The following is a 13,143-nucleotide window of genomic DNA, read 5'->3' on the forward strand; positions in this document are numbered from 1 at the left end:
TCACACGAACGGCGTAATAGCGCTTCGGTCGCCACAGTGTGACGGCCGGCGGCGAATTCGACACCGCAGCCATCGACGTCGTCGAGTGGGAGACTGGCCAGACCGAGTGCGCGCTAACCTACGCCACGGCGGAGAGAAGTAACAAGGCTATCGGCGACGAAATCTGAGAGGTCGCCAGGCAGTACGCGTCGGCCGCCGATATCGGGACCCAGCGGCTGACTGCAACAGTTACCGATGGGACCCAGACGGTGGCCACGTGGCACATCCGTAGCGAGTGGTTGGACCAGTTCGAGGACGGGACGCTCTCCGTGGGGAGTTTGAACGAAAGGTAGTGGGAACGCTCTCTCTCTCAGCGGCTGCCAGCGAGCCGTTCGCGGTCCGAGTCCGGACGCACGATTTGTCGTGCCGTCCGGTGGCATTCGGGACGCGATGCAGTGACTGGGGGACTGTTCAGCGTGTGTGAACCGTGGGGTAGATATGGCACATACCTTGCCGAGCCACGACTGCCCGACGGACTGGTTCCACACGCAGCACGGGTGGCCCTCCGATACTGCGTGGGTCTCGCCGCGTCGTCGTACTGATGGATTCACACCAACAGGGACGCGAAATATTTTAGTGTAGTTTGAGTAAATTTTATTCACGCAAATTTAAGTACACGCGATTGCTTTCTCCAGAGGAGTAATGTTCGGCTGGCGCCGGTGTGGGGAGGGAACCTATGACAGATGACGGACCGACAGTTCAGGACACAGCAGAGCCGATAGACGACGCCGACGAGAACGAGCCGGTGACCACGGCCACCGCGGACAGGGGTCGGTCGGGCAGCAGTACGTGGCCCGGGCGGAACCTGCTCGAACCCGTCGACAACTGGCAGAACAGTGGGGCCGAATGAAACGGACGCTGTATGGTGTCGTCGCCGTGGTACTCGTCGCGGTACTCGCAGCGCCGGCGGTAGCTGAGCCGGCGACCACGTCGATAACCGGCCCGACCCAGGTGCAGCCCGGCGACACGGTCACGTACACGTTCACCGTGACGAACACCGGCGGGAACGAGAGCGGCTACCTGCTGGACGCCACCCTGCCCGACGGCTGGGCGATAGTCGAGCGGAGCGACGACGGTGGTCGGTGGAAGGCCTCGGAGAACCAGTGGCTCTGGCTGTCGATAGAGCCTGATATCACGAAGGCGACCTCACTCACGCTCTCGGTACCGGCCAACACGAGCGCCAGTAGCGTGACAGTCACGTCCCGGGCCTCCAATAGCGACGGGCTGCAGGACGTCGCGACCAAAGAGGTGACTGTCGAGGACGACGACGGGTCGGGCGGCGGCGGGTCCGACGACGGCGGGACCTATGGCGGCGGGTCGGATGACGGTGGCCCCTCCGACAGTGAGGCGAACGCTACCGGCAGTGAGGCGAACGCCGCCACCGACAGTGAGACGAACGCCGCCACCGACAGTGAGCAGAACACCGCGACCGGCAGTGAGCCAGACCCCAGCACCGAGAGCGAAGCGGTCGGTACAGCGGGCGGCTCCGCGTCCGAGCCCACCGACGAGTCCGCGACGGACAGCGCGTCCGAGACCGGCGACGAAGCGGGGGCTTCGGACACTGGAGGCGGGACGAACACCGCCCTCGGGATGGGGATCGGAGCACTGGTGGTGCTTGCTGTCGGGGTCGGTATAGGTACCGCCCGGTGGAACGCGGCTGGCGAGTCGGCGGCGACTGACACCGCGAGTGGCGACGTGGAAGCCGAGTCCGGGACGACCGCGAGTGACGACGTGGAAACCGAGTCCGGGACGACCGCGAGTGGCGCTACCGACGACGGCGTGTCGGCGTCAGGTGACGAGGGCGGAACGGGGGACATCGACGTGCTCGATTTACAGAAGGGATCGGCCGAGTGTACGATCACGTATTCGACGGCCGAGACGAGCAACAAAGCGATCGGTGACGAGATACGGGAGATAGCGCAGGGCTACGCCTCGGCCGGCGCCGACGATATCGGAACCCAGCGGTTAGAGGCGACGATTACCGACGGGGAGCAGACGGTGGCCACGTGGCACATCCGCAGCGAGTGGCTGTGCCAGCTCGAAAACGGGGAACTGTCCGCGGAGACGTTCGAACGGAAGGTGCTGGGGACGATCTGTTTCAGTAGCTGAAACGGGTCGTCTCGCCGCTCGGTACCGGCGGCAGGTGGCCAGTTCCGTCCGGAAGGGGGTGGCGAGGCGACTCCGAGCCTGGGTAACTACTAAGTGGGTGTGTAAAGTACACTTTACTGTAAAGCGTGCTTTCCACCACGTGCTACACAGAATATGACGACTGCACACGAACGACGTACTGACCGCCTGACGAACTGGTCCCACAGAACCGCACTGGCGTTGCTGACTGCCACGCTTCTGGTCGGCTCGCTGTCGACCGTCGCGATGTCGCTTGGCGACCCCGAACTGCTCGCGCTGCTCGCGGCGGTGGGCTGTGGCCTCGCGCTGCTGGGCATCGGGCTGACCGCGATGACACAGCGCCGTATCGCGGCGTCGAACCGGCGCGCGTCTCCCGACGCGGCGTAGCCCACCGGCGCCGTTTAGCCGGGGGGTGCCGGGAACCCCGAGGTTAAGAGGATGGCCCGTCACCCTACGGGCATGACGCGAAATATCCTCTCGGACGATCTGGCCGACAGCATCGTCACGACAGCGCGGACGGCCACGGGCGACTCGCTGCGGTCGGTGACGTACTTCACCCGGGCGAACTTCGAGCAGCTGTATCTACGCGAGGACCTGGAACAGGACGCCGATCTCAACGACTTCGTCGGCCACGAGTGGCAGGGGTACAAACAGACCAAGAACGCCTACCAGGACTCCGAGCTGGGCGAGTACCGGTTCACGGTGCGGGCCTTCGAGAACGGCTATCTGCTGCGGGCGACCACGGAGCGACAGGGCGTGCTCATCACCACCGACGGGCTCTCGATGGGCTCCTACGAGGAGATCGCCGAGGCCATCGAACGGCTCCTGCGCGAGGAGTCGGGCAAGGAATAGAGCGGCGTATTCGGTGACCGCTTCGGGGGAGCGTACAGCCGGAAGAGAGCGGGTTCGGTCTAATTTACAGAGAGGCAAGGAGAAAGCCCACGAGTTCAGTCGTGGGTGGATGTCAAGCGACCGAAAGCTGTCGACGCCACCGGGGGGAGTTTTACACCAGGTTCAGGAGCCAGTTCGCAGCGTTGAGCACGACCAACAGCCCGCCCTCCAGTCGTGAGAGCGTTTCTTCGGTGTAGAACAGCACCACTACCAGTACGGTGGTTCCAAGCAGCCACGCTGTCCCCTCGACACCGACCGGTGAGACGGTGAGTGGCTGGACCAGCGCGGCCAGTCCCAGCACGCCCAGGGCGTTGAAGATGCAGCTGCCGACCAGATTCCCCGCGGAGATGCCCGTCCGACCGGTCCGAGCGGCGGCGAGCGAGGTGGCGAACTCCGGAAGCGAGGTGCCGGCGGCGACGACAGTGAGCCCGATGACCCACTCGGAGACGCCGGCGACGCGGGCGATGTCGACCGCCGAGACGACGAGCAGGTGGCCGCCGCCGACGACCAGCGCGAGGCCGACGACCAGCCGGCCAACGTCGGGCGGGTGAAACGGGTCGGCCGCGGTCGTCGCGCCGTCGGACTCGGTGCGGACGAGCACGCCCAGATACGCGAGCAGCGACGCGAAAAGCACCGCGCCTTCGAGTGCCGAGAGTCGCCCGTCGGCGGCGAGGCCGAGCAGCAGCGCCGTCGAGGCGACGAGCAGGAGGCCGTCGCGGCGCACGAGCGTCGGCGAGGTGACGAGCGCCCGAACCAGCGCGACCCCGCCGAGGATGAACCCGAGGTTCAACACGTTGGAGCCGACGACGTTGGCCACGGAGATGTCAGACTGGCCCGCGAGGGCGGCGTCGAGCGTCACCGCGAACTCGGGGGCCGAGGTGCCGAAGGCGACGACTGTGAGGCCGACGACGAGTCCCGAGACGCCGAGTCGGCGGGCGACGCGGGCGGCACCGGTGACGAACTGGTCGGCACCGAACCAGAGCGCGACGACGGCGACGCCGACGTAGAGCACGTCGAACAGGACCACGTCAGTTCCCTCCGGCGTGACCGTTCGAGCTCGGTTGCGATAGCACTGGACTAGCGTAGCGACAGGACCGCCCTAACTGTTGCCCCGCGGCCCACCAGAGTTATGCCCCCGCCAGCGAACGCTGGCATATGACGCTGGACCCGGTGCACGTCGACGGAATCGCCCAGCTCGCCGGGCAGGTGCGGGCGACCGTCGAGACGAGTGACCAGGGGGCCGCCGCCGAGGAGGTGTGGGAGTCGTTTCTGGACCCGCTGTGGCAGGACGGGCGGGAACTGCTGTCGCCCATGGGCGAGCAGCGCCGCCGGAAGGTCCCCGTCGCGGACATCGCGCTGGAGGACCCGCCGTTCCCGACCCAGCACGGGCTCGACTCGGGGACCATCAACCCGACGACGTTCAAGAACGGGCTCGTACTGGACGTGGCCCAGGCGGCCATGAGTGCGGTTCCCTCCGACGTCGAACTCCACCGCGGTCGGACCATCATCATGGGCGTCCACTCGAACGACACCACCATCTCGCTCGGCGGCGAGTGGCGCCGCGGCGACCGCGGGTACGCGCGCCGGCGGGTGCTCGACGTGCCGAAAGTCGACCGCTACGAACAGCGGGTCGTCCACGCACTGGCGCTGTATCTGGCCGAGAGCGAACACGCCCTGTTGAACGCTGACGTGGTCGAGGACCTGTTCATCCTCGACGGCCCCGTCTACCCGACCGGCCTGCTCCGGTGGGCCGAACGCGACACCGAACTGGCCGACCTGCTGTCGGAGGACGACCGACCGAAGACCGTCGTCGGGAACTACGTCGAACTGGTCGAGCAGTTCGTCGAGCGGGACGTGCCGCTGGTCGGCTTCATCAAGAACTCCGCGGCGAAGGGACTCACGCGAGCGGTGCGGCGGAAGACCAACGCGCCGTGGGTCGACGACACCGCCTTCTTCCGGCGGGTGCTCGAACGCCGCGACGACGGCGGCGAGCTGCAGACCGAGGCGCTGACCTGCACGAACTGGTTTCGCTCCCGGGGCGGCACCGACGGCGTGATGGCCGCCGATGGGGACGCGCTGGGCATCGAGCGCTCGCTCGACCCCGAGCTGTACGAGGTGACCTTCTTCGTCCTCTATGACCCCCGGACGGACCTCGTCTTCCGCGTCGAGGCCCCCTACGCCTTCACGCGGGACCCCGACCGCCGGGAGCGGCTCACGCGCCAGATACTCCACGAGGTGGCCTGCGAACAGGGGCCGCCACTGGCCGTCGCCAAGGCCGACGAGCTGGCGGGTATCGACCGGCAGGGCAGCGAGGAGTTGACCCGTCGCATCGAGCGCGCGTTCGACATCGACCGGGAGAAGAGCTACGACGACTCGCGGTGGGGCGCCGTCGACGAGGCCTTCTAGGCGTCGGCTGCCTGCCGGACCGCCAGGTCGAATCGCCGCCCTCGAACGCGCGGCTCACTCACCGAAGCGGAACGGTTCCCACACCGAGTAGTTCCCCGTGCCGAGAAGGACGATCCCGACACAGCCGACCAGGACGAGCGCGTTGAAGACGTTGACAGCATCGACCGCCATGGCGGTCAGCATCACCGGGACCGTCACCAGCGCGCCGAGTCGCCCCGCAGCGCCGGCAGCGATCGTCACGACGGCAAAGAGCTGGGCGACGCCGACGAGCAGCACGGTTATCTCGGGGGCTGGAATCCCGTACGCGGCGAAGTTCGCCGCGCGGTCGCTGTAGCGGAGGAACTTCGACACCGCTGGAGCGGTGAGAATCAGAACTACGAGGCCGCGCAGTACGACGGGCAGCCAACCGCCCGCGATATCGTCTCCGACGGTCCCGAACTGGAGTGTGTCTTGAACCATACGAGACTGTCAGGCCGACACGTAATCGGGATTCCGTGCCACATCTGGGCCGGGTTTATCCGTCCACCGCTCGGCGTCGACTACGGTACGAACTCGGCAAACACCTTCGATTCCACGGATCGGAGATGTCTGCCGACCGTCCCGGGGTCGATATCGAGCGCCGTCCCGAGGTCGTCGAGCGTCGCCTCGCGCGGCGTCTCGTAGTAGCCGAGCTGCACTGCGGTGGTCAGCGCCTCCCGCTGGCGGTCGGTGAGCGCCGAGAAGACGCCGCCGGCGTCCGGGACGTACGGGCCGGTAGAGACGAGTTCGACGTCGATGTCGTCGAACAGGTCCGGGACGGCCGTCAGGTCGCTCTCCGACCCGACGATGGTCATCTGGAGCCCGCCGTCGTCGGTGAACGTCATCGGCATCTCGACGATGAACTGCCCCGCCTCGCGGCGCTGGAGCAACGCTTTGCTGGCCGCCGTCGGTTCTATCTGGGAGTAACAGTAGCCCGACTCGTCGCCCGAGACCGCGAACCGTCGGACCTCCGGCGTCTCGCGCAGAATCTCCCGGTACCGGTCGAGGTCGCCGTCGACCTCCGCCAGCGCTGCCACGGTGCCGTCGTCGAGGAGTTTGAGCGCGTGGAGCTTCCGCCGTCGGATATCCGGTTCCCGAAAGAGCCGCTGTTTGAGCGACGGAAAGGTCTCCCAGTCCGGATACATCCTGACGTCCATGTATCGCATCGATAGTTACCAGACGCGTGGCACCGACAAAAAGGAAACCACTGGGTGCGTATCTGTCGACCTCTGCAGCGGTCGTCAACTGCGACCACGTCGACTGGTCCGGCCTGCTCTGGCACCGGGCCCGACCCCCGCGCGGCCAGTTGTGGGGTGACTGGGACCGCGCTCCTATGCGTCGGCGGCCTGCCGGACCGACAGTTCGACCTCGTTCGTCGGGACGCCGAGCCGGGCGAACTGGGTGCGGATGTGCTCTCTGGCCGCCGAGAGCGCCGCCGCCCGGTCCTGAAATCCCCGGGGCGAGGGGGACTCGAAGGCCACCCGGAGGTCTCGGTCCCCGACGGTCTGGCGTTTCCCACCGCTCTCGACTTCGTAGAAGGCGTCACACACCCAGACGTACGGCGCCGCCTCGTCCGGTGCGCCCCGGAACGACGGCGGCTCCTCGCCCGGTTCGTACAGCGTGCCGGTCAGCCCGGTCCCCCCAGCGGTGCCGGATACCAGTAACATAGCGACCGGTAGGCGCCCGACGGACAAAAGCCTCACCGGGGTCGTCAGCACTCACAGTCGACGACGACGGGCAGGTGGTCGGACGCGTAGTGGGCGTCGTCGCGGTCGGTGACGGCCGACCAGCCGGTGACCTCGGTGTCGTCGCTGACGAAGACGTGGTCGATACCCATGTCGGGGACGAGCGTCTCGAAGTCGGTCCGGGTCGTCGTCGGCCCGTGGCAGTGGGGCGCCAGCCGCCGGCTGTCGCGGAGCCGTCGACCCCCTGGGAGGGGGGAGCCACTGGCGGCGCCGTGGGCCGGCTCGCCGACGACACAGTTGAAGTCCCCGCTCAGAACGACCGCCTCGTCCTCGACGAGCGCGGCCAGTCGCTCCAGCACCAGCCTGATTCCCTCGATGCGGGCGCGTTCGCCCCGGTGGTCCAGATGTGTGTTCATCAGCAAGAGCCCGTCGCCAGTGGCCCGGTCCCGGAGGCGAGCCCACGTCGCGACGCGAGGGTGGCGTGCGTCCCAGCCGACGGAGTTGGCCTCCTCGGGCGTCGGCGAGAGCCAAAACGTGTCGGTCCCCTCGGCAGTAAAGCGGTCGCGCCGGTAGCCGACCGCCGTGTGCTCCCCGCTCGTTGCGACGGTGTCTCGGGCGTCGCCGACCCACTCGTACCCCGGGAGCATCGTCTCCAGCTCCCGGAGCTGGTGGGTCATGGCCTCCTGCACTCCGACGACGTCCGGGTCGTGGTACGTGACGGTGTCGGCCACCAGCCGTCGCCGGTGTGCCCAGTTGTGTACACCGTCCTTGGCAGTGTCGTACCGAACGTTGAACGACATCATCCGCACCGGCTTCATACAGGTCGGTGTGTGTGCCAGAAGGGTAAGCGTTCCACTTTGGCTCGGCTGGGGAAAGGTGTTAATCCCCGGCTACCGTGGGTGGCTGTATGTCCGACCTCGGGGATTTCACCGATTTCGACGGCGATAGCGACGACGGGGCCGAATCGGACAGCGGCGACGCCGCTGTCGACGAGCCCGACGCCGCCGACGAGTTCGAGACCATGGACGTCACGCCGGCCGGGACGGACACCGGGCTGGGCGTCCTCTCGGCGGCCGACGGGCTGCGTATCAGCGAGGACGACGACGAGTGTAATCTCCGTGCGTACGTCACGGTCCAGAACCGCTCGCGAGTGCGACTCGGCAAGTATCTGCTCGTCCCGTACCCCGACGGGGCGGCTTCGACGCCGGCCGGAGGGCCCGCGGGCGGCGAGCGGCTCTTCTGTCGCATCTCGGCCCTGGAGTACGCCCAGGAGTTCCGCGCCGACGACGCGACCGAAATCCACGCCCGCCGGGCGATGCGCGAGGAGGGTATCGACGAGCAGGACTTCAAGTTCATGGCGACGCTCGACCCCATCGCCGTGCTGTACCGGGACGGGGACGAACTCAAACGCCGGATGACCGACCGCGTCCCCAAACCCGAGACCGTCGTCCGCGAGGCCAGCGACAAGTCCGAGATAAAGACCGGGCTGAAGATTCCGGAAGACGGCGTCTTCCTGGGCCACCTCTCGGTCGGCGGCGAGAAGGTCAAAACGAGCGCGAAACCCCCCACTATCGACTACCGGCTGAAAGACGACTACGAGTCGGGCGACCCGCTGGTCTTCAGGCACACGCTCGTGGCCGGTGGCACCGGGTCGGGGAAGACCCACAGCTCGAAGAACGTCCTCCGGCAGTATCTGGGCCGCACCTACGAGATGGGCGACGGCCGCACCCCAGAACTCGCCGTCGTCCAGTTCGACCCGCAGGACGAGTACGCCCAGATGCACGACGACAACCCCGAGATGGACGACGAGTTCGCCCGCCGGTGCGAACGCGAGGGGGTCAAGACGGGCGGGCACGACGACACCATCGCCTTCGTCCCGAAGGTCGCGGGCGCCGAATACAACGCCAGCCACCACCGCGCCGAACAGGTCGAGTTCACCATCCCGTTCTCGCTGGTCCACTCGAACCCGTGGCTCATCGCCGGCTCCAGCCTGAACGACAACCAGTACGGCGCGCTGGTGAACACACTGCTGCCGCGGTTCGAGCGCGAGTACGGCCGGAGCGCCAGCTACGACCAGTTCATCACGTTCCTGAACGACCCCGCGCTCAAGGAGGAACTCGACGAGACCGGCGACATCCACGAGGCCACCTTCGACGCCGTGAAACGACGGGTTCGTGGCTTCGGCGGCGTCTTCGACCAGGACGCCCGCCCCATCACCGACCAGATTTCACAGCTCGTGCGGGACGGCGGCCTGACCGTGATTCCGACCTACCACATCACGGACTCACGGACGGCCTCGACCATCGTCCTCGCGGTGTCGAGCCTGCTCATCGACCAGAAGCTCTCGAACGACCCGCTGTACGACCGCATCAAGGAGACGCCGCTCGTGTTGGGGATGGACGAGGCCCACAACTTCCTCACCGACGCCGACAGCGTCCAGGGCCGCAAGGTCATCGGGAAGTTCACCGAGGCGGCAAAGCAGGGCCGGAAAGAACGGCTCGGGCTCTATCTCATCACGCAGGACCCACAGGACATCGCCGACCCCGTGTTCAAACAGATAAACACGACGATGGTGCTGAATCTGGGCGACGAGGACGCGATCAAGGCGGTCAACATCCCCCGGAACCTCGAATCGAAGGTCCCCTACATGGAGAAGGGCCAGCGAGTGGTGTACTCGCCGGACAACTCCGAGCCGGTGGAGCTCATCGGCCTCTCGACGTGTGTGACCCGTCACGGGCGGGAGTGAGCGACCGCAGCGCGTTCGCGAACGGCGAGGGAAACACTGCAAAAGAGTGATGTGTCACTGCCGAGTGAGTCTCGGTATGAGCGGGTCATTTGGTGAACAGGCCGTCAACGCTACGGAAACAATCGACCAGAACCTGAACAAGATAATCGGGATAGCCACCGGACTCGTCGCAGTCAACATCCTGTTGCTGCTGGCGCTGTCGTTCGTGCCGCCGGTGGTCGCGCTGGGGAGGGTCCTGTTCGGGAACTTCTTCCTCGGAATCGCCGTCTTCGCCGTCACCGTCGGGGGCGGCTCGTGGGTCGCGAGCAAGGGGACCCAGCGCGGGAGTCTCCCGCTCGCGGGGGCCGGCGTCACGCTGACGCAGGTCGGGTACGCCCTCTTCGGAGCGACGATACTGGGCGGAGTGGCGGCGGCCCTCAAACTGACCGCCGTCGGCATCTCAGTCGTCGTTACCGCCGGTATCACCGGCGCGGTCGCCTACGTGGTGTTCACGACGAACAGGGACTTCTCCAGCTGGCAGAACTACTCTTTCTACTGTTTCATCGGCGGGTTCGCGGTCGGGGCGGTCGGGTTCTTCGTCTTCCAGCCGCTCGTCATACTCGCCAGCCTCATCTTCTTCGCCGCGTTCATCGTCAGCCTCACCTACGAGATCTGGGCGGTCAAGCAGAACCGCTACGCCAGCGACCTGCGCAACGCTATCGGCATCTACGTCGCCGTCATGGGCGTGTTCGTCAACGTGCTCCTCTGGGTGCTTCGCATCCTCGAACTGCTCGACGCCTGAGCGGACAGCGAGAGCGGTTTGGGACGGACGCACATCACCGACGCCGGGCTGCTGGACCGCATCGTGCGCTGGCGAAACGGGAACTAGACGGCCCGAGAACGGTGCTGCAGGGCCGAAGATTCAAGCCCGCCGGCAGTGCCAGTGCACGTATGAGCAAGCGTATTCTCGTCCCGGTCGACGGCTCCGAGCAGGCCGCGGTGGCCACGGCGTTCGCGGCCGAGAACTTCCCCGACGCGACGCTGGTACTCTTTCACGTCATCAACCCCGCCGAGGCGGGCTACAGCGCGCAGGCGTCCGTGCCGTCCTTCTCCGAGGAGTGGTACGAACAGAAGCAGACGGAGGCCCGGGAACGGTTCGACGAGCTGGCGGCCGTCGCCCGCGAGGCCGGCGTCGAGACGGTCGAGCGGGTGGTAGAGGTCGGCCGCCCGACCAAGACCATCGTCGAATACGCCGAGGAGAACGACATCGACCAGATCGTCATGGGAAGTCACGGCCGGTCGGGGATGTCCAGAATTCTGCTGGGTAGCGTCGCCGAAATCGTCGTTCGGCGAGCGACCGTTCCGGTGACTGTCGTGCGGTGAGCGGCGCCGAGTCCGTGTGACTCACTCACCGCGAATCTGCGTGAGAAAGCGCGGCTGTATTGCCGCGAATCTGCGTGAGAAAGCGCGGCTGTATTGCCGCGCTTACGCGTGAGAGAGCGCGGCTCACCTGCCGCGCTCACGCGTGCCGTATTATATACACGTCGTACCCCGGGTCCTCCGAGACGGGGGCGCCGACACTCGACACCGGCGAGGAGACGCGCCCGGCGTTCTCGCTGCCGATGAAGACGACGGAGGCCTCGACGTCGTGGGCGACCGCGCGGATGGTCCGTATCACGTCGGTCGTGATGGAGGCCATCGAACTCACGTCCTCGGGAATCTCGTAGCGGAAGTCGGCCTCGGGGGCGATGTCCGCGACGCGGTCGCGGAGCCGGTCGGCGATGGCGTCCGGGTCGAACGGGTCGTCGGCGTCGAGCCAGTTCCGCGAGAGTGCGTACTCCGGCTCGTCGGGGACGACCGTCAGCGCGACCACGTCCTCGCCGGTGAACTCCGCGAACTCGGTGGCGCGTTCGAGGGCGGCTTCCGAGAGCTCCGAGCCGTCGAAGGGGACGAGTAGCGTCATACCCGAGGGTTCGCCGGTCGGACGGATAAAACGTGGTTGCCAGTCGATAGCAGGTGGCCGGTCACACTGTCAGCGACGGACCGGTACTCGCGGTTGCGCTTTCGGGACGGGTCCAGCAACGGTCTCAGAAGATGTTGGCCTGCTGGTAGACGCTGATGCCGTCCATCGTGATCTCGTAGGGTTTGGTCTCCCGGGAGTGGTTCGCGTTGCGTATCTTCTGTATCTCGACGGCCAGGCGCGTCTCTCGGGTCTCCGAACGGACGTACTGGAGGACGAAGACGGCGTCCGTGAGGTACTCGATGATACCGTGGCGGGAGGCGTAGGGGTTGTCCTCGCTGGCTTCGGAGGTGAGCATCGTCGTGACGCCGGCGTTTTTCAGCGACCGGGTGAAATCGAACACCTCGGTGCGTCGCTTCGCTGGGTTGTCGTACATCATCTCCAGCAGCGAGACGGAGTCGAGCACCAGTCGGTCGGCGTCGAAGTCCTCGATGAGTCCCGGCAGCTCCCCCCGGATGTTGTCGAGGCTGTTCGCCATCTCCACCGGGTCCAGGTCGATGACGGCCAGCTGGTCGTTGGCCTCGTACTCGTCGAACCCCCACTCCCGGTCGTTCGCGGTGTCCATGATAGCGCTGTGGGACTGTTCGAGCGTGATGAACACGCAGTTCTCGCCGTTTTCGAGGCCGTGGTGCAGGAACTGCAGGCCGAAGGTCGTCTTGCCGGTCCCCGCCGACCCGATGCTGACGATGAGATGGCGACGGGGGATACCGCCCTGTATCATCCGGTCGAGGCCGTCGATACCGATGTCGATACGCGGGATGTCGGAGTCGAAGTCCTCGTCCTCGAACTCGGCGGCGCCCCCGCCGCCACCGCCGCTCCCGGCGGACTCGAACGCCGTCGCGAAGTCGTCACCGAACAGCCCGCCGCCGTCGTCGCCACCGGCCCCGTCGTCCTCGAACGGGCTCGGGCTGTCATCGTCGAACGAGCCGTCGTCCTCGAACGGACTCTCCGATTCGGCGTCGCTCGCGAATGGGTCCTCCTCGCCGTCGTCGCCGAAGGGGTTCTCCTCGCCGTCGTCGCCGAAGGGGTCGGCCGTGTCGCTGCCGGCGGACGTGTCGGTGGAATCGGCCTCTGCCGAGGCCTTGGCGTCCTCTTCGAGCGCGCTCTCGAACCAGTCGTCGTCCCCGTCACTCATGTGCGCGACCACCGGCCACAGGCGCAGGCCATGGGTGCACACTGTCGTGCAGACGGATATAAGCTTGCCGTCGTGCAGGGTTTATATTCGCCCGGCG

At 66.6% G+C, this 13,143-nt stretch carries 16 protein-coding genes and 1 pseudogene; 10 read left to right on the top strand and 7 right to left on the bottom strand.

Features of this window, described 5'->3' with window-relative positions; genetic code table 11:
• Positions 1–38: 38 nt before the first annotated feature.
• The 6 genes and pseudogenes from NDI56_RS09885 (at position 39) to NDI56_RS09905 (ending at position 3,018) form a co-directional block, all read left to right on the top strand.
• Positions 39–167: a hypothetical protein gene (locus NDI56_RS09885; protein WP_310919322.1), complete on the top strand. Its 129-nt coding sequence runs from the start codon at positions 39–41 to the stop codon at positions 165–167.
• A 15-nt stretch (positions 168–182) separates the two neighbouring features.
• Positions 183–332: pseudogene (locus NDI56_RS21845) on the top strand (DUF8159 domain-containing protein); the annotation flags it as partial.
• Positions 333–715: 383 nt separating this feature from the next.
• Positions 716–889 carry a hypothetical protein gene (locus NDI56_RS09890; protein ID WP_310919323.1) on the top strand — a complete coding sequence of 58 codons (174 nt, stop codon included), beginning with the start codon at positions 716–718 and terminating at the stop codon, positions 887–889.
• Positions 886–2,148: a COG1470 family protein gene (locus tag NDI56_RS09895; RefSeq protein ID WP_310919325.1), complete on the top strand. Its 1,263-nt coding sequence runs from the start codon at positions 886–888 to the stop codon at positions 2,146–2,148. The genes NDI56_RS09890 and NDI56_RS09895 overlap by 4 nt, the downstream gene beginning before the upstream one ends.
• Positions 2,149–2,301: 153 nt before the next feature.
• Entirely contained in the window at positions 2,302–2,553 is a 252-nt protein-coding gene (locus NDI56_RS09900) for a hypothetical protein (protein ID WP_310919326.1), read from the top strand.
• A gap of 72 nt (positions 2,554–2,625) precedes the next feature.
• Positions 2,626–3,018 carry a DUF7522 family protein gene (locus NDI56_RS09905; protein ID WP_310919327.1) on the top strand — a complete coding sequence of 131 codons (393 nt, stop codon included), beginning with the start codon at positions 2,626–2,628 and terminating at the stop codon, positions 3,016–3,018.
• A gap of 151 nt (positions 3,019–3,169) precedes the next feature.
• On the opposite strand, the gene NDI56_RS09910 is transcribed toward NDI56_RS09905, so the two are convergent.
• A complete protein-coding gene (locus tag NDI56_RS09910) occupies positions 3,170–4,084 on the bottom strand; it encodes a sodium:calcium antiporter (protein ID WP_310919328.1) in 915 nt (304 codons plus the stop codon).
• Positions 4,085–4,212: 128 nt separating this feature from the next.
• On the opposite strand from NDI56_RS09910, the gene NDI56_RS09915 reads away from it, so the two are divergent.
• A complete protein-coding gene (locus tag NDI56_RS09915) occupies positions 4,213–5,463 on the top strand; it encodes a DNA double-strand break repair nuclease NurA (RefSeq protein ID WP_310919329.1) in 1,251 nt (416 codons plus the stop codon).
• A gap of 54 nt (positions 5,464–5,517) precedes the next feature.
• On the opposite strand, the gene NDI56_RS09920 is transcribed toward NDI56_RS09915, so the two are convergent.
• The 4 genes from NDI56_RS09920 to NDI56_RS09935 form a co-directional block, all read right to left on the bottom strand.
• Positions 5,518–5,922, bottom strand: a complete 405-nt coding sequence (locus tag NDI56_RS09920; protein WP_310919331.1) for a DoxX family membrane protein — start codon at positions 5,920–5,922, stop codon at positions 5,518–5,520.
• An 80-nt stretch (positions 5,923–6,002) separates the two neighbouring features.
• Positions 6,003–6,647, bottom strand: a complete 645-nt coding sequence (locus NDI56_RS09925; RefSeq protein WP_310919332.1) for a helix-turn-helix domain-containing protein — start codon at positions 6,645–6,647, stop codon at positions 6,003–6,005.
• 165 nt (positions 6,648–6,812) lie between these two features.
• Entirely contained in the window at positions 6,813–7,148 is a 336-nt protein-coding gene (locus NDI56_RS09930) for a DUF7113 family protein (RefSeq protein WP_310919333.1), read from the bottom strand.
• A gap of 44 nt (positions 7,149–7,192) precedes the next feature.
• On the bottom strand, positions 7,193–7,984 hold the full coding sequence (locus NDI56_RS09935) for an endonuclease/exonuclease/phosphatase family protein (RefSeq protein WP_310919334.1): 792 nt from the start codon (positions 7,982–7,984) through the stop codon (positions 7,193–7,195).
• Positions 7,985–8,073: 89 nt separating this feature from the next.
• Here NDI56_RS09935 and NDI56_RS09940 point away from each other — a divergent pair, with 89 nt between their 5' ends.
• From NDI56_RS09940 to NDI56_RS09950, 3 genes are all read left to right on the top strand, one after another.
• Positions 8,074–9,912, top strand: coding sequence for an ATP-binding protein (locus NDI56_RS09940; protein WP_310919335.1), 1,839 nt, complete (start codon positions 8,074–8,076; stop codon positions 9,910–9,912).
• Positions 9,913–9,988: 76 nt separating this feature from the next.
• Positions 9,989–10,693 carry a Bax inhibitor-1 family protein gene (locus tag NDI56_RS09945; protein WP_310919337.1) on the top strand — a complete coding sequence of 235 codons (705 nt, stop codon included), beginning with the start codon at positions 9,989–9,991 and terminating at the stop codon, positions 10,691–10,693.
• A 149-nt stretch (positions 10,694–10,842) separates the two neighbouring features.
• A complete protein-coding gene (locus NDI56_RS09950) occupies positions 10,843–11,274 on the top strand; it encodes a universal stress protein (RefSeq protein ID WP_310919338.1) in 432 nt (143 codons plus the stop codon).
• A 136-nt stretch (positions 11,275–11,410) separates the two neighbouring features.
• Here the strand turns inward: NDI56_RS09950 and NDI56_RS09955 are convergent, their stop codons facing one another.
• Together NDI56_RS09955 and NDI56_RS09960 are read right to left on the bottom strand one after the other, a co-directional pair.
• Positions 11,411–11,854 (bottom strand): universal stress protein, encoded by a 444-nt coding sequence (locus NDI56_RS09955; RefSeq protein ID WP_310919339.1) that lies wholly within the window; start codon positions 11,852–11,854, stop codon positions 11,411–11,413.
• 124 nt (positions 11,855–11,978) lie between these two features.
• Positions 11,979–13,046, bottom strand: coding sequence for a KaiC domain-containing protein (locus NDI56_RS09960; protein WP_310919340.1), 1,068 nt, complete (start codon positions 13,044–13,046; stop codon positions 11,979–11,981).
• Positions 13,047–13,143: the final 97 nt, after the last annotated feature.

The sequence above is a fragment of the Halomicroarcula saliterrae genome (genome assembly GCF_031624395.1).
GTDB lineage: Archaea > Halobacteriota > Halobacteria > Halobacteriales > Haloarculaceae > Haloarcula > Haloarcula saliterrae.